Origin of the sequence: Enterobacter cloacae complex sp. IR5418, assembly GCF_049238105.1 — a bacterium.
GTDB classification, from domain to species: domain Bacteria; phylum Pseudomonadota; class Gammaproteobacteria; order Enterobacterales; family Enterobacteriaceae; genus Enterobacter; species Enterobacter hormaechei.
The window spans coordinates 62,350-81,692 of record NZ_JBMKHS010000017.1 but is presented as its reverse complement, the minus strand read 5'-3'; the positions used below and the strand labels follow the sequence as shown (position 1 = coordinate 81,692).

Genomic DNA, 19,343 nt, shown 5'->3' with positions numbered 1-19,343 from the left:
TCGATGCGGTTGTTTATTGCCGAAAAGCCGAGTCTGGCGCGCGCCATCGCCGATGTGCTGCCCAAGCCGCATCGCAAAGGCGACGGCTTTATCGAATGCGGTAACGGGCAGGTGGTCACCTGGTGTATCGGTCACCTGCTTGAACAGGCGCAGCCGGATGTCTACGACAGCCGTTATGCCCGCTGGAATCTTAACGATCTGCCGATTGTGCCGGAAAAGTGGCGTCTGCAACCGCGTCCTTCCGTCACCAAACAGCTCAACGTTATTAAGCGCTTCCTGCATGAGGCGACGGAAGTGGTCCACGCGGGTGACCCGGACAGGGAAGGGCAACTGCTGGTCGATGAAGTGCTGGACTACCTGGAGCTGGCGCCGGAAAAGCGCCAGCAGGTGCAGCGCTGCCTGATCAACGACCTCAACCCGCAGGCGGTGGAGCGGGCCATTTCGCGCCTGCGCGCCAACAGCGAATTTATTCCCCTGTGTGTCTCCGCGCTGGCGCGTGCCCGCGCGGACTGGCTGTACGGGATCAACATGACCCGCGCCTACACCATTCTCGGGCGTAATGCGGGCTATCAGGGCGTGCTCTCCGTGGGCCGCGTCCAGACACCTGTGCTGGGGCTGGTGGTGCGTCGCGACGAAGAGATCGAAAATTTCGTTGCCAAAGACTTCTTCGAAGTCAAAGCGCATATCGTCACCCCGAAAGACGAACGCTTTACCGCCGTCTGGCAGCCGAGCGATGCCTGTGAATCATATCAGGACGAAGAGGGACGGCTGCTGCATCGTCCGCTGGCGGAGCACGTGGTCAACCGTATTACCGGTCAGCCCGCGATTGTCACCAGCTATAACGATAAACGGGAATCAGAACCCGCGCCGCTGCCGTTTTCTCTTTCCGCACTCCAGATTGAGGCGGCAAAAAAGTTTGGCTTGAGCGCGCAGAACGTGCTCGATATCTGCCAGAAGCTCTATGAAACCCACAAGCTGATCACCTACCCGCGTTCGGACAGCCGCTATCTGCCGGAAGAACACTTCGCCGGGCGCCACTCGGTGATGAATGCCATTGGCGTCCATGCGCCGGATCTGTTGCCACAATCAGCGGTAAACCCGGATACCCATAACCGCTGCTGGGACGATAAAAAAGTCGATGCCCACCACGCGATAATCCCGACGGCGCGCACCAGCAACGTCAACCTGACCGACAACGAAGCGAAGGTCTATAACCTGATCGCGCGACAGTATCTGATGCAGTTCTGCCCGGACGCGGTGTTCCGCAAGTGCGTGATTGAACTGGAAATTGCCAAAGGCAAATTTATCGCCAAAGCGCGTTTCCTCGCTGAAGCGGGCTGGCGCACGCTGCTCGGCAACAAAGAGCGCGACGAGGAGAATGACGGCACGCCGCTGCCGGTGGTGGCGAAAGATGACGAACTACTGTGTGAAAAAGGTGAAGTGGTTGAACGTCAGACCCAGCCGCCGCGCCATTTCACCGACGCGACGCTGCTGTCGGCCATGACCGGTATCGCCCGCTTTGTGCAGGATAAAGATCTGAAGAAGATCCTGCGCGCCACCGACGGTCTGGGTACGGAAGCAACCCGCGCGGGGATTATCGAGCTGCTCTTTAAGCGTGGCTTCCTGGAGAAAAAGGGGCGCTACATCCACTCAACAGAGCCGGGCCGGGCGCTCATCCACTCCCTCCCTGAACTGGCGGCAAGGCCGGACATGACGGCGCACTGGGAGTCGGTGCTGACGCAGATCAGCGAAAAGCAGTGCCGTTACCAGGACTTTATGCAGCCGCTGGTAGGGACGCTTTATCAGCTGATTGACCAGGCGCGCAGTACGCCGGTGCAGCGATTCCGGGGCATGGTCGCCCCGGGCGGCGGGGCGAAAAAGCCGTTCAAAAAGAAGAAAAGCGCAGCATAATTTTCTCAGGCCGGGTAAGGCGTAGCCGCCACCCGGCAAGAAAGGTGGCGTTTACTCGTTCAGCGCGCCATAGATCTGATCGACAATCCATCCGTATGTCGCCGCAGGCAACGTTCCGCTGACGAAAACATTCGGATTCATTTTGGGGTCAGCGACGGGCGAGTGCGGTCGGTTGCCCAGAATGACAATCGCCATATGTTTTACGGGATCGATGGCGGTGAGGGTGCCTGTCCAGCCCGTATGACCGTACGTCTGCGGGCCAGCCAGCACGCCAAAGGTCGTCGTCATGGATGAATTACCGTTAACCCGCCAGCCCAGACCAAAGGTGGCATCTGCCGCCGAGCGACGGGTAAACGCATCTACCGTTTTCTGATCAAATAACGTGACGTTGCCATAATGTCCCCCGTTAAGCATGGTCTGCATCAGAACGGCAATATCCTGCGTATTTGAGAACAGACCCGCGTGACCTGACACGCCCCCCATGGAGTACCAGGCTTTTTCATCATGTACCTCTCCCCAGAGGGTGTTGGTACGAATATGAGGAAAACTGATTACACCATCGCGGGTGTTACCGTTAAGTTCGGTGGCGGCAATTTGTGGTTGCTTAAAGCCTTTTAACAGAGGGTTAAACACCTGGTGCTTCAGGCCGAGCGGCTGGTAAATCTGTTTCTCAACATACACATCAAGCGGCATTGCGGTAACGGACTCAATGATAAATCCGAGGATCATGTAATCGACATCGCTGTAGACATGTTTTGAACCTGGCGGATAATCCAGCGGCGTTCGCTTAATCATCTCCAGCGTGGTCTGTTTATCCTGAGAATAGAGGCTGCCGGCAACGCGCTTGTTGGGATATTGCGGATCGGCCGGGAAGCCAGCGGTATGATGCAAAATATCAATAATACGCAGGGCATCTTTCCCCTTAATTTTGTCGGTAGGGTTATCCGCAAACCCCGGGATATATTTCGCGACAAGATCGGTCACGTTTATTTTGCCTTCGTAAACCAGTTTCTGTAGCGCAAAGTTGGTTGCATACATTTTGGTATTGGAAGCCAAATCGTACAGCGTGTCCGTGGTGGCCATGACAGGATGGCTGGCTAAATGCGACCCCTCATATTTTTTGGCGTAACCCCAGGCCTTCTGAAAAACAATATGATTGTCTTTTACCACTAACACATCCATACCCGGGTATCCGGCATCCACTTGCTGCTGGATCCAACGGTCAAGCTTGTTTAACTTTTCCGCATTAAAGCCCACGTCTTCCGGCGGTGCATCGGTTAATACCGGATAATCGGCCGCAAACGCCGATACAGATAACGCAATTAGAGAAGCACAAATCACACCTGGTTTCATCATCGTTCCCTCAATGTAAGCCCACATTCTTGCCTGCAAAGCAGACGACAATCATAAACCCGAACGGTCATGAAAAAAGTATGCCTGCGTCGCAAGAGGGCCGTTGGTTTGAATTAGTCGCTGCTGGCGATCGTCCCGGCCACCATCATCACGTTTGCCGGGGGTTGCCGGTGCTGGATCTGCTTCGCCATAAAACGCATGTACGGATCCATATGACTGAATATGGCTTTATAGCCTGCGCAAAGATGGTTGTGCCACCGCTGCCCGCTTTTATGGATACGGTGCTTCGGGCACCCTCCGTGGCAGGCGAAGCGCCAGTCGCAGCGCATGCACTCTGCGGATACCGCTGCTTTCGCTAAACCAAACTTCCGCTGCTTTTTGCCGTTCGCCATTTTTACCAGGCTGTCTCTGCGCAGATTGCCCAGGCGGTGTTCAGGGTAAACATAGTGATCGCAACTGTAGACGTCACCGTTTTGTTCAACGACAAGCCCAGAACCGCATGAAGAGCGCATCACGCATAAAGAGGGCGTTTCCCCCAGCCATGCGGCAAGGGCGCTGTCAAACAGCTGGACATAAACCTGCCCCACATCGTGGCGTACCCACAGGTCGAACACGCCGTTAATAAATTTTCCCCATTGCTCGCCGGATACTGACCATTCGGTGACGGAGCCTCCGGCAAGTGACTGAGGATAAAGTAGTTCACCGTATTTTTCCGCCAGCGGTCGTTGCTCAACGGCAGGGATAAATTGAACAAACTTTGCCCCCAACTCTCGGGTGAGAAAACGATAGATCTCCTGCGGATGTTCGGCCGTGACGTTGTTTACGACGGTCAGCACATTCACGTCGACATTGTGTTGTTGCAGTAGCGACATGGCGCGGACAACCTTGTCAAACACTGAGCCCTGGCTGCGGGTTTTGCGGTAACGATCGTGTAACCAGGCGGGGCCATCAATCGACAGTCCCACCAGAAAATGGTTTGTGGCCAGGAACGATGCCCACGCTTCATCAATGAGCACTCCATTGGTCTGAATGCTGTTGGTGATGCGTTTTCCGGCGGCATACTGACGCTGTAACCCCAGCGCCCGCTCATAAAAAGCAATGCCTGCCAGCGTTGGTTCTCCGCCTTGCCAGGTGAATTTCACCTCCGGCCCTGGGTTCGCCGAAATGTACTGCCGGATAAAAGCCTCCAGCGTTGCGTCATCCATGTGTCGCGATGGCTGACGGGGCTGAAGCGTCCCATGCTCTTTTTCCAGATAAAAACAGTAGTCGCAGGCGATGTTGCACTGATAGCTCACCGACTTTGCCATCAGATGAAAGGGACGGTTCATACAGGCTCCTTAGCCTTCCCGAAAAAAGGTGATGCTGTTCACTTTTCTCTCACCGGGTTTTGACTTTAGAAAAAAAACGATCGAAATATAGATTTCATATAAACACGAATAACATGAAACATAAACTTCATTACGCCAATATCAGGGGCTTTTATGAGCAAATTGTTTGCGGGCGCACAAAATCTGGGTAAGTCGTTCATGCTACCTATTGCCGTTCTGCCCGCCGCCGGGCTGTTGTTGGGCTTTGGCGGCGTCTTTACCAATCCGGTGACCCTTTCGACCTATCCGATGCTGGATAACCCGTTTTTTCAGACCGTATTTACCGTGATGAAACTGTGCGGCAGCGTAGTGTTCGATAACCTTTCGCTACTGTTTGCGGTGGGTATCGCGGTTGGCATGGCGCGCAGCGACAAAGGGACAGCCGGGCTGGCGGCGGTGCTCTGCTACATTGTCATGAACAAGGCCATTAACGCCTCGCTGCTCCTTTCAGGCACGCTGGCGTCGGATAATCTGGCCGCGGCAGGACAAGCGAACGTGCTGGGGATCGTCAGCCTGCAAACCGGCGTGATGGGCGGCATTATGAGTGGCCTGCTGGCATATTGGGTGCAAAAACGCTTCGGTAAAACGGCGTTACCGGATCTGCTGGCCTTTTTTAGCGGCTCGCGTCTTGTGCCCATCGTTAGCTCGTTCTTCGCCATCTTTCTCGGTGTCGCGCTATTTTTTGTCTGGCCGCATATTCAGGCTGGTATCAGTCACCTGGGTGGGGTGGTGGAAAAAACGGGCTACGTGGGAACGTTGTTCTACGGCATGATCCTTAAATGTTTGATTCCGCTCGGCCTGCATCACCTTTTTTATCTGCCGTTCTGGCTGACCAGCGTTGGCGGCGAGATGGTGGTTAACGGTCAGGTGGTCCAGGGAACGCAGAAAATCTTCTTCGCTCAGCTTGCCGATCCTACGGTGTCCGAATACTACATTGGCGTGTCGCGGTTTATGGCGGGCCGCTTTGCCGACTTCATGTTTGGTCTGCCGGGCGCGGCGCTGGCCATCTACCACACCTCGCGTCCGGAAAATCGCCAAAAGGTCGCCAGTCTGATGCTTTCCGCTGCACTGACCGCATTTGTTACCGGCATCACCGAGCCGCTGGAGTTTGCGTTTATGTTTTGTGCGCCACTGCTTTACGGGGTTCATATCGTGCTAACGGGCGTGGCATTTATGTTAACTCACATCCTGCAAATCACTGTCGGGCAGACTTTTTCCGGTGGGCTTATCGATTTCATGTTGTTTGGTGTACTTCAGGGCAACGCCAAAACTAACTGGCTGCTGATGCTGCCGCTCGGCGCGGTGATGTTCTGTCTGTACTACTTCTCTTTCCGCTTCCTGATCCAGTGGCGACAGTTGAAGACCCCCGGTCGTGAGAAGGAAGAGGATGCCGTGGATATTGCTATGGCGGGCAATGAACGTGCCACCGGTATCGTGCATGCGTTGGGTGGGCGCGACAATATCGTCGACGTGGACTGTTGTGCCACCCGCCTGCGCGTAACCGTGAAGAATGCGCAAGATGTCGCGATTGCCGATTTTAAACGGCTCGGCAGCCGCGGTGCGTTTATTCGTGGGGAAGGGGTGCAGATAGTGTACGGGCCCCATGTCACCCTGATTAAGAACGAAGTCGAAGAATTTATCGGTTCATAAAAAGAGACGTCTTATGAAAGCAGTCATGTTGATGTTCGACACGCTAACCCGCAACCACCTTGCTCCCTATGGCGGCGACGCGATTACCCCCAATTTTACCCGGCTTGCGCGGGAGTCTGCGCAGTTCGATCGCTTTTACGTGGGTAGCATGCCCTGCATGCCCGCCCGACGGGAGCTGCATACTGGTCGCTATAACTTTTTGCATCGCAGCTGGGGGCCAATGGAGCCTTACGACTTCTCAACCTTTCAGGCTTTGCGTGAGGCGGGGATCCATACGCATCTGGTGACCGACCACAAACACTACTGGCGAGACGGCGGAGCCACATACCATACCCGCTACACCACCTTTGAGTTCATTCGCGGACAGGAGGGGGACCGCTGGAAAGGTCAGGTCGAAAAACCGGCCATTCACTGGCAGGGACAGGAGGATGAAGAAACCCTGCGCAGGCGCAGCGGACGAATGACGCAGGATCTGATCAACCGCGCAGCGATGCCGGAGCAGGAAGATCACTATACGCATCGTACCATTCAGGCGGGCATGGACTTCCTTGAAACCAATCAGCACCAGGATAACTGGTTTTTGCAGATCGAATGTTTCGATCCCCATGAGCCGTTCTTTGTACCGGAAAAATACCTCGCGCAGTACGGCTGCACTGCCGATGAATTTGACGGCTGGGTACCGTATTACTGCGGCGCACCGGGCGGGCAGAATGACGAAAAGGTTCGGAAGTTTTACCAGGCGTTGGTGACCATGTGCGATGACTACCTTGGCCAGGTGATGGATAAACTGAAGGCGCTCAACCTGTGGGATGATACGCTCTTTATCGTCTGCACCGATCACGGTTTCCTGCTCGGCGAGCACCAGTGGTGGGGCAAAAATATTATGCCGGTCTATAACGAAATCGCGAATACGCCATTTTTCATCCGCGATCCACGTAGCCGCGAATACGGCGTGAGGCGGCAGGCGCTGGCGCAGACTATCGATATTCCCGCTACGCTGCTCGACTATTTTCATCTGCCGCGCCCGGCGACGATGACCGGCCAGCCGCTGGGTAAAGCCGTGGCGCATGACAGGCCGGTGCGTGACTACGCCCTGTTCGGCTATTTTGGCGGCCACATCAATATTACCGACGGTAATTGGGTCTATATGCGCTGTCCTCGGGAAGAGGGTAAAGACAGTCTGTACGAATACACCTTAATGCCAACCCGAATCGACAGCATGTTTAACGTCAGCGAACTGCAAAATATTACGCTCCATCCGGGTTTCGATTTTACTCAAGGGGCGCAGGTGATGCAGATCCCGGCGACCTTCGGTTATCTCAACCCGTGGCGCTTCGGCGATAAGCTGTTTGATCTGCACGTCGATCCGGGACAAATGGTTTCGCTTGCGGATAGCGAAAAAACGCTGCATTACGCACAGGCAATGCGCGCGATGATGCAGGCGCATGATGCACCCTCAGAGTTATATGCCCGTTTCGAACTGGACACCATTAGCGCAACGCGCGAGGCGGCTTTCGCCGGGCGCTGGTCACGGCTGAATGTCCTGGCCGGGTGCGAACACCATGGCGTGGAAGAAGCGCTGCGTTTTCTCCTCCGTGCCGGGAAGGCGGATGGGATTGCCCACCACGATTTACTGGCGCACTTCCCGGCGGGAAAAACACTCCGCGAGGCCGATATTTTTACCCTGATCGACGCGTTTTTTAGTGGCGATCGGCATCGGGCATTGGTTTACCAGACCCGATTGTTGTTACGGACAGAATAACGGCATGTGGACACTTGAAAACCAACGTTACACGGCAACGGTGCAGGCCACAGGCGGTGAGCTGGTCAGTCTTTGGCATAAACAAACGCGTACTGAGCGGCTATGGCAACCGCAGGCGGCGGTCTGGAACCATACGGCCACGCCGTTATTTCCGGTGGTCGGGAGACTCATACACGACGGGCTGTGGCTGGACGGCGAATTCTGGCCGCTCCCGGCACATGGTTTTCTGCGCGAGCAAACGTTCTATTGCGTGGAGCAGACGTCGGATACGCTGACGCTGGAAGCCTGCTCCACGGCGCAGACGCTGAAACAATGGCCGCGCCGTTGGCGGGTGCGGCAGACACTCTCTCTCGACGGCGGTGGACTGACTTTTCGACAGACGGTCTTTAATGACGACAGCCGAACGTTGCCTTACTCGGCTGGCTGGCATCCTGGTTTTGCCCTGGCCATTGCCTCCCGCCCCGGCTGGTGGGTGGAATTTAGCGCTGCGGTAAGCGGACCGTTCTTTACCTGCGATCGCACGCTAAATACTGGCGGACAACAGCGGGATACCACACGCTTTGCGCTAGCGAGGGCATGCTTCGCTGCGGGGGCTGTCTATTTCGGCGAATGTCAGCACCGGGTGATCCACGTTCGCGCCCCCGACGGTACGCTCGCCTTAACGCTGGAGACGGGCGAACAGCCCTGGCTGGCCCTGTGGGGCGTGCCGGGGGCCGATTTACTCTGCATTGAGCCGTTAGCGGGCACCACCGATGCCCCGGATGCCGACGGACAGACGAGGAATAAACGCGGTATGCGGCATCTGACCGCGGGAGAAAGCCAGACTTTTACGGTCCGGTTGCGCTTTACGGTGGACGCATGAGCGGGGGATTGCCAGAATACGGGCAGTCTTTATCGCAAAAGGAGCGAAACGTCGCCATGAGCGTGAATCGGGAAAACGTGCGGGTCTATATCAGCAATATTTTGGGTGGCTTAAGTGAGACCGATCGCCGTATCGCCGGGTTTATTCTGGAGCAACCGGCTCAGGTGGCACAGATGCCAGTAAGTCGGCTGGCGGAGGCGATTCAGGTCAGTGAGGCAACGATCGTGCGTTTTTGCAAAAGGATTGGCTATGGCGGCCTGCTCGATCTCAAGGCGGCGCTGAAGCGTGAACTGCTTGAGGAGAGTGAGCAGCCGTTGCCTGTCTCGCCGGACATTTTCCTGGATGATTCACGAAATGAGGTGGCGCAGAAAATTGCGCTAACGCTGGAGACGACAGTCAAAGAAACCATCGGTCTGCTGGATATGAAGGTCGTGCATCCGGTCGTTGATCGTTTTCTGACGGCCAGCCGGGTGTTGTTTGTGGGTTTCGGCGCATCCGGTCTGTCAGCCATGGAAGCCCGGGACAAAATGAACCGCCAGGGCATTGACTCAGAGGCTTACACCGATCGTTTTACGATGACCCTGAAGCTCGCCAATCTTAAGCCGGAAGATCTGGTCGTAGCCTTTTCACACTCGGGCGAAACGCCAGAGGTGGTCAACGCTTTCCGGCTGGCGCGTAAGGCCGGGGCGCATTGCCTGGCGATCACCCATAACCTCCAGTCGCCGCTGACGGAGCTTGCCGATAACTGGCTGCTAACCTGCGGCAGCGCAGGGCCGTTTCAGGGGGATTCTATCGCCACACGACTTTCTCAGCTTTTTATTATCGAATTCCTTTGCACCGAAATCACCCGGCATAATCTGCGCGACAGTGCGTCAACCGGCCTTTCCATAAAAGAACTGTTGATTAAGGAAAGAATCAAACGTGAGTCTTCAGGAGAATAATTCGTCTTTTCCTCCACGCCCGCGCGGTAAATGGTGGCTGGCGGGCAAAACGCCAGACTACCGTTTTACGCTGGCGAATGAGCGCACCTTCCTGGCGTGGATCCGCACCGCGCTGGCGCTGATGGCGGGGGCGGTAGGAATAGAACAATTTTCACCACAGCTTTCCTCCGTAGGGTTGCGCATGCTCCTTTCCGCGCTGCTGCTGAGCGTCGCATCCGCGCTGGGGATCATTGCCTGGCGGCGCTGGCGTCACAATGAATATGCGATGCGTCTGGGAAGCGATCTCCCCTATACGCGCGTGTTGCTTCTGCTGGGTGGCTTTATCCTGTTGTCAGGATTGCTGCTTGCGGTATTGCTGTGGCAGGGGGTGCCGTGAACCGCGATTCAGGTTTCCAGCCAGAGCGAACGCTGTTGGCGTGGCGTCGTACCGGATGGGCGACGCTGGTTCCGGCGCTGCTCTGTCTGCGTCACTGGCTACGCTTCGGTGAACCGCTGCATATGGTGAGTGCTGTCGTGTTGCTGGCTGTGGGGCTGGGGATGTTATGCGGCATAATGCGCAGACACAGCGTTGTTTCACTGCTGGTTACCGGAAGTGGCGCGCTACTGCTGGCCGGAATAGTGGTACGTTTATAGCCCGGCGAAACATATCGCCGGGCGAATCGCGGTTAAATCACACCCTGCCCGATCATCGCATCTGCCACCTTCACGAACCCGGCGATATTCGCCCCGCGCACGTAGTTGGTCTGAGACGCCTCGCCGCCGTACTCCACGCAGGCGTGATGAATATCGAGCATGATGTGGTGCAGACGGGCATCCACTTTCTCTGCCTTCCAGCCCATTCTCGCGGCATTTTGCGCCATTTCCAGACCGGATGTTGCCACGCCGCCAGCATTGGCCGCTTTGCCTGGTGCAAACAGCACGCCTGCTTCCAGGAACAGATCGGTCGCTTCAATGGTGGTGGGCATATTTGCCCCTTCCGCTACCGCTTTCACGCCATTGCTAATCAGCGTCCGGGCAGCGTCCACGTCCAGTTCGTTTTGCGTCGCGCACGGCAGGGCGATATCCACCGGAACGCCCCACGGCTGTTTACCTTCCAGATAGGTCAGGCCAAATTCACGGGCATAATCCGCGACCCGACCGTCACGGCTGGCTTTGATTTCGCACAGACGCGCCAGTTTTTCAGCCGTAAAGCCAGCTTCATCCACCACGGTACCGCTGGAGTCGGAGGCGGTCACCACGCGCGCACCAAACGCCATCGCTTTTTCGATCGCGTACTGCGCCACGTTGCCGGAGCCGGAGACCGCCACGCGCATCCCCTCAAAGCTCAGCCCGTGACGCTTGAGCATCGCTTCGGTGAAATAGACCAGACCGTAACCCGTCGCTTCCGGGCGAATCAGGCTGCCGCCAAACGACAGGCCTTTGCCGGTAAAGACGCAGGCGCTGTTGTTGGAGAGTTTTTTCATCATCCCGGCCATAAAGCCCACTTCACGCCCACCCACGCCGATATCCCCGGCAGGAACGTCGGTGTCCGGCCCAAGGTGGCGATAAAGCTCAGTGACCAGCGCCTGGCAGAAGCGCATCACTTCGCCTTCGCTTTTGCCTTTCGGATCGAAATCACTCCCGCCTTTACCGCCGCCCATTGGCAGGGTAGTGAGCGCATTTTTAAAGGTCTGCTCGAAGCCGAGGAATTTCAGAATCGACAGGTTTACTGACGGATGGAAGCGCATCCCGCCCTTAAACGGCCCGATGGCGGAGTTAAACTGCACGCGCCACGCGCGGTTGACCTGCACCTGATTGCGATCGTCCACCCATGCCACGCGGAACTGGATGACGCGCTCCGGCTCCACCAGACGTTCAAGCAGTGCCATCTGACGGTAACGCGGATTTTCCTCAAGGAAGGGCCACAGGGTGGTCATGACTTCACGAACGGCCTGGGCAAACTCGCTTTGGTGCGGGTCGCGCTGCTGAACATGGGCAAGAAAGCTTTCCAGAGAGCGTGTCTGATCCATAGATATAAGAACCTCTTATAATAATGTATGCGTGTGGCGTAGATGTTTTGTGTCGTTTTTTTGACTATACCACCCGTACCGCTTTGAGAGGCAAGCAGAAATTTATGCCGAAAGGGAAATTAATGACAGGGCGCACGTCATAACCAAAAGCGATGACGAGATAAATTAAAGATCCCGTCCGAATCGACCGTTATAGATATAAACGATGCAAAGGAAATAAAGTCTATGAACCGTTACGCAATGGCCGCGTTATGTCTGATGTTATCCGCCGGGGCGCTGGCTGACCGCATCCGCCCGGATGTCGAGGTGAACGTGCCGCCAGAGGTCTTTAGCGCCGGTGGCCAGCGCGCTCAGCCGTGTAATCAGTGCTGTATCTATCAGGATCAAAACTATTCAGAAGGGGCGGTGGTCAGGGCGGATGGCGTGCTGTTGCAGTGCCAGCGTGATGAGCGCACCCTCAGTACGAACCCGCTGGTCTGGCGTCGCGTAAAAGAATAAACGCGTCCAGCAACGGTATATCCGCCGGGGCTAAATCATACGTGAACGCCTCTTCTGGCGTGCACCATACCAGCGCCGAGTGATAATGCGCCTTCAGCTCACCGCTAAACTCAGGCACATGCCAGGCGTGGAGGTGAATCAGCCGCTGCGACACCTCCCGCTGGTGGCTTGCCACATACTGCGCGGGCACGGCCTCAATGCCGAGTTCTTCACGCAGTTCGCGGATCAGCGCTTCCGGCTGGGTCTCACCGGCTTCAACCTTACCGCCCGCAAATTCCCACATTCCTGGCTGATCGGCATGTTCGGGACGCTGCGCCAGTAAAATCTTGCCCTCTTTTTCAAGGATGGCCGCAACCACATCGAGTGTTTTCAGCATGTTCGTCAATAATTAATAGCGAAAACCGACATATTATCGTGCCCTTTCCAAGAGTCCAGTCATCAGGAGAATCAGGTGAAAGAGACATCCGCCTGGGTTGCGCCCATGAAAACCCTTCCCGTCAGTCTTAGCCCCATCGCCGCCATGCAGAAAAAACACTTTGGCGCGGTGCTTAACCCCACCCGCTGGTGGGGGCGTATGCCGCGTCTTTTCTGGCTGGTGGCGCTTTTTGTCGGCTATCTTGAGCGGCGCAAGGCGCGTTTGACGCCGGTTTTGCGTTCGCTGCTGATGACGCGGGTCTCGCAGATCTGTCACTGTGCATTTTGTATCGATGCCAACAGCCTGCGTCTGGCGGAGCGGAGTGGGGCGCTGGATAAAGTGCAGGCCGTTAGCGACTGGCAACATTCCACCCTGTTCAGCGAGGAGGAGCGGGCGGCGCTGGCCTTTGCCGAAGCGGTCACCGCCACGCCGCCGCAGGTGGAATGAAAATATCAAAAGCCAGCTGAAGCGCCACTTTACGGAAGAGACCATCACCGAAATGACGGCCCTGATTGCCTTTCAGAATCTTTCCGCCCGCTTTAACGCCGCGCTGGATATCCCGGAGCAGGGGCTGTGCGCCACGTTTAAAGGTAAACCGCATGCTGGATAAACATCTGCACCCCCGGCTGAAGCCCGGGTTAAATCAGCTGGCCGCCGCGCTGGATAAACCCTTTATCACGCCCGATGGATTAACGCTCGGTGGGTTTGCGATTGGCGTGCTGGCGTTACCGTTTCTGGCGCTGGGCTGGTATCCGGCGGCGCTGGTCGCCATTGTGCTGAACCGGTTGCTGGACGGGCTGGACGGTGCGCTGGCGCGTCGCCGTGGCATGACGGATGCGGGAGGGTTCCTTGATATCGCCCTCGACTTTCTGTTCTACGCCCTGGTGCCGTTTGGCTTTGCGCTTGCTGCACCGGCTGACAATGCGATAGCCGCCGCCTGGCTGCTGTTCGCGTTTATGGGGACGGGCAGCAGCTTTCTGGCCTTTGCCGCGCTGGCGGGGAAGCATGATATCGACAACCCCGGCTATGCGCACAAGTCGCTTTATTACATTGGAGGATTAACGGAAGGAACGGAGACGATCGCGCTGTTTGTGCTGTGCTGCCTGTTTCCGGCGCATTTCGCGCTGTTCGCCTGGGCGTTTGGCGCGCTGTGCTGGCTGACCACCACAACGCGCATCTGGAGCGGTTATATCACGCTGAAGTCACTCCCCCGCTAGCGTGTGCTCTCCGGTCCGCGCTCGCCGGTGGAGACCGGGTTGTGCGGGTGACTGCTCCATTCGTACCAGCCGCCGTCGTAGACGGCAACGTTCTGCCAGCCCATGGCGCGGGCGTACATAAAGGCTTCAGACGCCCGCCAGCCGGTACCACAGTAAAAGGCAACGTGCTGCTCCGGCAGGACATTCCACGTTTCCCACATGGCAGCGATGTCGTCGGCGCTGCGCATGGTGCCGTCCGGATTGTGGAAATCTTCCATGTGAGTCGCGTCGCTGCCCGCATGGCCCCAGCGCGCCCCGGCAATTTCACCTTTTGGCTTGATATAGCTGTAGCCGCTGGTTTCACCGATAAACTCTGGCCAGGAACGAATACTCACCAGCGACGCATCCTGACGGTGCAGCATTCCCCGGGCCTGCTCCATATCCACCATCAGCTGTGGTTGTCCCGGGATCGGCGCGCCAAAATCAGGGGCTGGCTTCACGTTTGCAGGCGTACCGCGTTCAACGGGGAGGTTTGCGTCGGACCACGCCTTCCAGCCGCCATCAAGAATTCGCACATCCTTCACGCCCGCGTAGAGCATGATCTGCGCCACGCGCGCGGCGGCATACACGTCGCGACCGTACAGAATGACGGTGGTATCGTGGCGGATCCCGTGCTTCACCAGCATCGCTTTCAGCTTTTCGTCAGAGACCTTATTCCACAGTGGTTCACTTTCCACGTCGTTGGTGTCGATGTAGCCCGCGCCGGGAATGTGGCTCAGGAGATAAAGCTTCGGCGCACCCCAGCCCGCCTCGATCACCTTCCACTCCCCGGCTGGTGCGGCGGTAACCGGTTTGCCCTGCTGCAACTGGCGGATCCACTGCGGATAAACCAGCTGTTCGAAATGCGCCAGACGTTGCAGACGGTCGGATTGTTGCAGGGCATCGCTCAGGGTGGAAACGTGGGTAAAGCCCGCTTTCTCCAGCCGCGTTTTGACGGTCTGGTTGTCAGCATCGTTGCCATAGAGTGCAACCGGCATGTCGGGTGTCAGCCGATGCTGTTTTGCCCAGCCGCTGAGCTGTTCATCGCTCATTGCCCCAAGCCAGCGGGCAGAGAGATTAAGCGCGGCGGGTTCATGCCCGGAGGTTCCGCTCAGGGTCTGCGGCCAGCCGTTATAAAACGCACTGATGCGCGTATCAATTACCGCGCCGTTTTGCGCCTGGAGCTGGGCCAGCGTGAGGGAGTGGGGCATATCAGCCGCCATGGAGGAGAGTGAGGCGAGGCCGCAGATCAGGGCCAGCGCGGTCAGTTGAGAAACACGTTTCATCGAAAAACCTGACGTCATTAAAAGAGGATGGCATTGTCGTCTCTCCTGAAGCCAAAAACATTGCGTTAGCACATTATTGCCAGCGAGAAATCTCAATCACCTCCCCGCCGGGCGGAATATCTTCCTCATCATGCGTGACCAGTACCACCGGAATATTACGCTCACGGATAGTCTCGAAAACCCAGGCCCGAAATGAGGTACGCAGCGCTTTATCAAGGCGGCTAAACGGCTCGTCGAGGAGTAATGCCTGCGGCTGGGCGAGGAGGGCGCGCAACAGGCTCACCCGGGCGCGCTCGCCGCCGGAAAGGGTCGCCGGATCGCTGGCGTAGTGGTTTGCCAGCCCGGCAGTTTCGAGTGCCTGCTCTGCCGCGTCGCGCCGCGCGCGCCCGGTAAGGTGCGATGGCAGCGCCAGCATCAGGTTTTGCCCCACGCTGAAGGCGTCAAACAGCAGGGCATCCTGAAACAGAATGCCGATCCCGCGCGTTTCCACGGGGAGCCTGTCGCAGCGACGATCGTTCAGCCACAGCTCGCCGTGCGCCTTAAAATCAGCGGATAACGCCCCCACCATCCAGGCAAACAGGGTCGATTTCCCACTCCCGGAAGGACCCATCAGCGTGACAATCTCCCCCGCCGGGACGCGGAAGTTGACCTCACGTAAGAGCGGCGCAATGGTGAGATTTTTCACGTTCAGCATTACCGTAATCCTTGTCTGTGACGGCCCATGAGCCGGGAGAGCAGCGCGGCGAGGGCAAATACGCTGCTGGTCAACAGCAACAGACCCAGCGCCCGGCTGGCGAGGATCGGAATGCTGCCGCCGCTGCTGAGGGCGACCGCCTCCGTCGTCAGGGTGGTGAAACGTCCCGCCCCCAGCCAGAGGGTGGGCATGTACTGGGCCATGCTCACGGAAAAGCCGGTGGCAAAGGCCAGCAGGACCGGACGAATCATCAGCGGGCATTTCACCAGCCAGAATATTTTCGCCTGTCGCCAGCCCAGCGTTCTGGCGGTGAGGATAAGCCGGGGATCGAGCCTGCGCCAGGCCGGTTGCAACACCAGGAGCATCCACGGGAGAACCCAGAGCATATGGCTCCAGAGCACCGCAGCGTACTGGCCATCGATGCCCAGCCACAGCGCCACGGCATACTGCCCGGAGACGAGGGGGAGCGCCGGAAGGGCAAGCGGCAGCCAGATCCACACCGCGCCGCGCTGGGGACCCCACTCAAGCCAGAGCATGAGGATGGCCAGCGCTGTCAGGCTGGACAGCAGTCCCAGTGAAAGGCTGTCGCTGACGGGGCCGATGTCGTTCCGGCGTGCCAGCATCAGCAGAACCAGCGAACAGAGCAGGCCGCACAGCGGCAGTAACCCGCCCAGCGTCCGTGCGGGCAACGCGGTATTCGAAGCGCGACGAACCCCGGCGATGTCAGGCCGGGCGCGCCGCCATGCCGTCCAGAGGCCGTATCCCACCGCGGCAAGCGCGACCAGCAGCAGGAGCAACACCAGACACAGCAATGTTCCCTTTATTTGCTGCTGCGCGTCGCCCTGGGTGAGCCACTGCCAGGCCAGCACCGCCAGCGTAGGCGGGTTGCCCGGCCCGAGCACGATCGCCACATCCACCACGGAAAGCGACCAGGCGAGCACCGCCAGCATCACGGCGCCCAGCGCGGGGGCGATTGCCGGGAGGATGAGCCAGCAGAGCGCCTGCATTCGTCCGTAGCCGAAGGTATGCAGGACGATTTTCTGCTGTGCGAGGCGCTTTTCAGGCAGCGCGGCGTAGATCGCCCACAAAACGAACGCGCTCTCTTTGACCGCAAGCGTCAGGCCAAGCCCGATACCGTAACGGTCAAGCTGCGGCGAGCAGACTGTACAGATCCGGTAAAACTGTCCCCCTTCCGCAAAGAGCAGCAGCGCGCTGGTGGCGAAGGCGACATGCGGCACCGCTAACAGCCACGGCAGACGGGTGCTCAGGCGCTGCCAGCCTTCACCCGGCCAGAGAAGCGCAAGCAGGCTCAGGGCGATAAACAGTGAGCCAAGCGTCGCGATGAGCGTTGACACCAGCGTGGCGGCCAGCGCCTGCGGCAGCTGTGGGTCGGCAAACAGCGACGCCCAGTTGACGAGAGAAAACGCCGGGGCCAGCAGCATGCCGCTGGCGGGAAGCAGTGGCAGATAGATGACCACCATTGCCGCCCATACCAGGCCGCTTAGCGGGTACCGTAGCGGCGAAGCCATTCCTGCTCCAGAGCGTTAACCCAGGCGGCGTGCGGTTCGGGCAGCACATCTGGTGTGCCTGAGGGGGTAAAGGCGCGCAGCTGTTTTGCCGCTTTCGCGGGCAGTTTTGCACCATCCAGCACGCTCGGGTCACCCCAGACGGCAGGATCGGCTTTGCGGATCTGCGCCTGCGGTGACAGCAGGAAATTCGCCACCACCTTCGCGCCTGCGCTCGCGCGGGTATTTGCCGGGATAGCGACAAAATGGACGTTGCCGATCATGCCTTTGAGAAAGCCGAAACTGTAGCTGTCGGCAGGCAGTTCACCGTTCGCCACCTTTTGCATCGCATGGGCGGGGTTAAAGGTGAGCGACAGGTTCAGGCTGCCGCTGGCCAGCAGTGTATCCATGCGCGCAGGCGACGGAGGAAAATCGTTCCCTTCGCGCCACAGCAGGGGATGCAGGGTATCAAGATAGTCCCACAGCGGCGCGGTGACCTGTGCAAAGGTACTGTCCGGCGCTTTTTTTAACGCCTCCGGATGGGCGGTCAGCGCCAGCAGCAGCTGCTCAAGAAACGCGGTGCCGGTAAAATCCGGTGGTCGCGGATAGCTCACTTTGCCAGGGTGCTGTTGAGCGTAAACCAGCAGCGCATGGGGATCTGCCGGTGGTGTCGGCATGCTCGTTTTCCGGGCGATAAAGGTTAACTGCGCGCCACCCCACGGGGATTCCGCCCCATCGGTCGGGATGGCAAAATCTTCCGTTACCGGTTTACGGGTATCGACGTAATGCCAGTTGGGCAGGGTTTGCGCCCAGCCGGTGAGCAGCAGGTTGGCCTCTTTCAGCGTGCGAAAGTTTTCCCCGTTCACCCAGAGCAGATCCACCGATCCGTTACTGCTACGTCCTGCGGCCTTCTCCGTCTGGATCCGCTTCACCGCGTCGGCGGCATCGGCCAGGTGTACGATCTTCAGGTTAATGGCGTAGTGCGTTTTCATTTCGCCGCTTACCCAGTCGAGGTAGCGGTTAACGGCCTCATCGCCGCCCCAGGCGTTAAACCAGACGGTCTGCCCGTTGGCCTGTTGCTGAAGGGATTGCCAGCTCTCTGCGGCGAAGGCAGACGTGGCCAGCAGCAGACTCGTCAGAACGCGCAAAAACGCACCCGGCGCATAATGCCTCACTTTTTAATCGAAGGGATGTTACGGGAAAACAGCCAGCGAGTGGCCAGTGGCAATAACCCTAATAGTGTAAAGGCGAACAGCACTCCCGGCGACAGAATATCGCGCAGCGAGGTGAGTTTCCCCAGTTCGCGTCCGGCGTTCAGATAGATGACGGTAGCGGGTAGCATCGCAAGCTGGCTGACCCACCAGTAGTGACGCACCCTGAGACGGGTTAGCCCCATCAGCAGATTGACCAGAAAGAACGGGAACAACGGCATCAGGCGCAGGGCAAAAAGGTAGCGCGCGCCGTCGCGATCCATTCCCGCATCGATCGTATTCATCTGTGCAGCAAAGCGCCGTTGCACCCAGTCGCGCAGCAGGTAACGGCTGACGAGCATGGCAAGCGTGGCGCCGAGCGTCGAGGCAAATGACACCAGCAGTGTCGCCTCCCACAGGCTGAAAAGCGCTCCGCCGAGCAGCGTCAGAAGCGCGGCCCCGGGTATCGACAGCGCGGAGACCAGAACGTAAACCACAAAATAGAGCAGCGCACTCTGAAGGGGAGCCTGTTCGACCCGGGCAAGCAACATCCGCTGGTGGATTTTTAACGTGTCGAGGGAAAGCGTGCCCGGTGGAAGCAAAACAACGATCAAAACAAATGCGCCCAGAAGGGCGCACAGGAAACTGATTTTTTTAATATTCAC

Annotated in this window: 18 protein-coding genes and 1 pseudogene; 10 read left to right on the top strand and 9 right to left on the bottom strand. The window is 57.9% G+C overall.

All coding sequences use genetic code 11. The features are described from left to right. Positions 1-3: 3 nt before the first annotated feature. Complete coding sequence (locus ACOTX7_RS14550; RefSeq protein WP_221255836.1) at positions 4-1,911, top strand: DNA topoisomerase III; 1,908 nt, start codon at positions 4-6, stop codon at positions 1,909-1,911. 51 nt (positions 1,912-1,962) lie between these two features. Here ACOTX7_RS14550 and pbp4b read toward each other — a convergent pair whose 3' ends face one another. Together pbp4b and ACOTX7_RS14540 are read right to left on the bottom strand one after the other, a co-directional pair. Beyond that, positions 1,963-3,264: a penicillin binding protein PBP4B gene (pbp4b, locus tag ACOTX7_RS14545; RefSeq protein ID WP_221813544.1), complete on the bottom strand. Its 1,302-nt coding sequence runs from the start codon at positions 3,262-3,264 to the stop codon at positions 1,963-1,965. Positions 3,265-3,377: 113 nt separating this feature from the next. After that, entirely contained in the window at positions 3,378-4,592 is a 1,215-nt protein-coding gene (locus ACOTX7_RS14540; protein ID WP_221813531.1) for an anaerobic sulfatase maturase, read from the bottom strand. Positions 4,593-4,745: 153 nt separating this feature from the next. Between ACOTX7_RS14540 and ACOTX7_RS14535 the strand changes: the two genes are divergently transcribed. From ACOTX7_RS14535 to ACOTX7_RS14510, 6 genes are read left to right on the top strand one after another with little or no spacing between them, the layout of a single operon-like run. After that, complete coding sequence (locus ACOTX7_RS14535; RefSeq protein ID WP_421626102.1) at positions 4,746-6,281, top strand: PTS transporter subunit EIIC; 1,536 nt, start codon at positions 4,746-4,748, stop codon at positions 6,279-6,281. 13 nt (positions 6,282-6,294) lie between these two features. Beyond that, complete coding sequence (locus tag ACOTX7_RS14530) at positions 6,295-8,043, top strand: sulfatase (RefSeq protein ID WP_221813527.1); 1,749 nt, start codon at positions 6,295-6,297, stop codon at positions 8,041-8,043. Positions 8,044-8,047: 4 nt separating this feature from the next. Next, positions 8,048-8,905, top strand: coding sequence for an aldose epimerase (locus ACOTX7_RS14525; protein WP_221813525.1), 858 nt, complete (start codon positions 8,048-8,050; stop codon positions 8,903-8,905). Between the two features lie 56 nt (positions 8,906-8,961). Next, positions 8,962-9,846, top strand: a complete 885-nt coding sequence (locus tag ACOTX7_RS14520; protein WP_032653253.1) for a MurR/RpiR family transcriptional regulator — start codon at positions 8,962-8,964, stop codon at positions 9,844-9,846. Continuing rightward, positions 9,827-10,222, top strand: coding sequence for a YidH family protein (locus tag ACOTX7_RS14515; RefSeq protein ID WP_006809118.1), 396 nt, complete (start codon positions 9,827-9,829; stop codon positions 10,220-10,222). The genes ACOTX7_RS14520 and ACOTX7_RS14515 overlap by 20 nt, the downstream gene beginning before the upstream one ends. Beyond that, a complete protein-coding gene (locus tag ACOTX7_RS14510) occupies positions 10,219-10,479 on the top strand; it encodes a DUF202 domain-containing protein (protein ID WP_006809117.1) in 261 nt (86 codons plus the stop codon). Before ACOTX7_RS14515 ends, ACOTX7_RS14510 begins: the two co-directional genes overlap by 4 nt. Positions 10,480-10,511: 32 nt before the next feature. On the opposite strand, the gene gdhA is transcribed toward ACOTX7_RS14510, so the two are convergent. Continuing rightward, positions 10,512-11,855: an NADP-specific glutamate dehydrogenase gene (gene gdhA / locus ACOTX7_RS14505; protein WP_006809116.1), complete on the bottom strand. Its 1,344-nt coding sequence runs from the start codon at positions 11,853-11,855 to the stop codon at positions 10,512-10,514. A gap of 225 nt (positions 11,856-12,080) precedes the next feature. Between gdhA and ACOTX7_RS14500 the strand changes: the two genes are divergently transcribed. After that, positions 12,081-12,353: a YnjH family protein gene (locus tag ACOTX7_RS14500; protein ID WP_006809115.1), complete on the top strand. Its 273-nt coding sequence runs from the start codon at positions 12,081-12,083 to the stop codon at positions 12,351-12,353. On the opposite strand, the gene ACOTX7_RS14495 is transcribed toward ACOTX7_RS14500, so the two are convergent. After that, on the bottom strand, positions 12,313-12,729 hold the full coding sequence (locus ACOTX7_RS14495; protein ID WP_006809114.1) for a pyrimidine (deoxy)nucleoside triphosphate diphosphatase: 417 nt from the start codon (positions 12,727-12,729) through the stop codon (positions 12,313-12,315). The two genes, ACOTX7_RS14500 and ACOTX7_RS14495, sit on opposite strands and share 41 nt — an antisense overlap. 75 nt (positions 12,730-12,804) lie before the next feature. On the opposite strand from ACOTX7_RS14495, the pseudogene ACOTX7_RS14490 reads away from it, so the two are divergent. Together ACOTX7_RS14490 and ACOTX7_RS14485 are read left to right on the top strand one after the other, a co-directional pair. After that, positions 12,805-13,378, top strand: a pseudogene (locus tag ACOTX7_RS14490) (carboxymuconolactone decarboxylase family protein). After that, entirely contained in the window at positions 13,368-13,985 is a 618-nt protein-coding gene (locus ACOTX7_RS14485) for a CDP-alcohol phosphatidyltransferase family protein (RefSeq protein WP_221255838.1), read from the top strand. Before ACOTX7_RS14490 ends, ACOTX7_RS14485 begins: the two are co-directional and overlap by 11 nt. Here ACOTX7_RS14485 and ACOTX7_RS14480 read toward each other — a convergent pair. From ACOTX7_RS14480 to ACOTX7_RS14460, 5 genes are all read right to left on the bottom strand, one after another. Then, positions 13,982-15,289: a sulfurtransferase gene (locus ACOTX7_RS14480; RefSeq protein WP_221255839.1), complete on the bottom strand. Its 1,308-nt coding sequence runs from the start codon at positions 15,287-15,289 to the stop codon at positions 13,982-13,984. The genes ACOTX7_RS14485 and ACOTX7_RS14480 overlap by 4 nt on opposite strands. Before the next feature lie 73 nt (positions 15,290-15,362). Beyond that, positions 15,363-15,983 carry an ATP-binding cassette domain-containing protein gene (locus ACOTX7_RS14475; RefSeq protein WP_205921052.1) on the bottom strand — a complete coding sequence of 207 codons (621 nt, stop codon included), beginning with the start codon at positions 15,981-15,983 and terminating at the stop codon, positions 15,363-15,365. Beyond that, complete coding sequence (locus tag ACOTX7_RS14470) at positions 15,983-17,512, bottom strand: ABC transporter permease subunit (protein WP_221255840.1); 1,530 nt, start codon at positions 17,510-17,512, stop codon at positions 15,983-15,985. Before ACOTX7_RS14470 ends, ACOTX7_RS14475 begins: the two co-directional genes overlap by 1 nt. Beyond that, positions 17,485-18,663: an ABC transporter substrate-binding protein gene (locus ACOTX7_RS14465; protein ID WP_407045032.1), complete on the bottom strand. Its 1,179-nt coding sequence runs from the start codon at positions 18,661-18,663 to the stop codon at positions 17,485-17,487. The genes ACOTX7_RS14470 and ACOTX7_RS14465 overlap by 28 nt, the downstream gene beginning before the upstream one ends. After that, positions 18,660-19,343, bottom strand: coding sequence for a TVP38/TMEM64 family protein (locus ACOTX7_RS14460; RefSeq protein ID WP_006809107.1), 684 nt, complete (start codon positions 19,341-19,343; stop codon positions 18,660-18,662). The genes ACOTX7_RS14465 and ACOTX7_RS14460 overlap by 4 nt, the downstream gene beginning before the upstream one ends.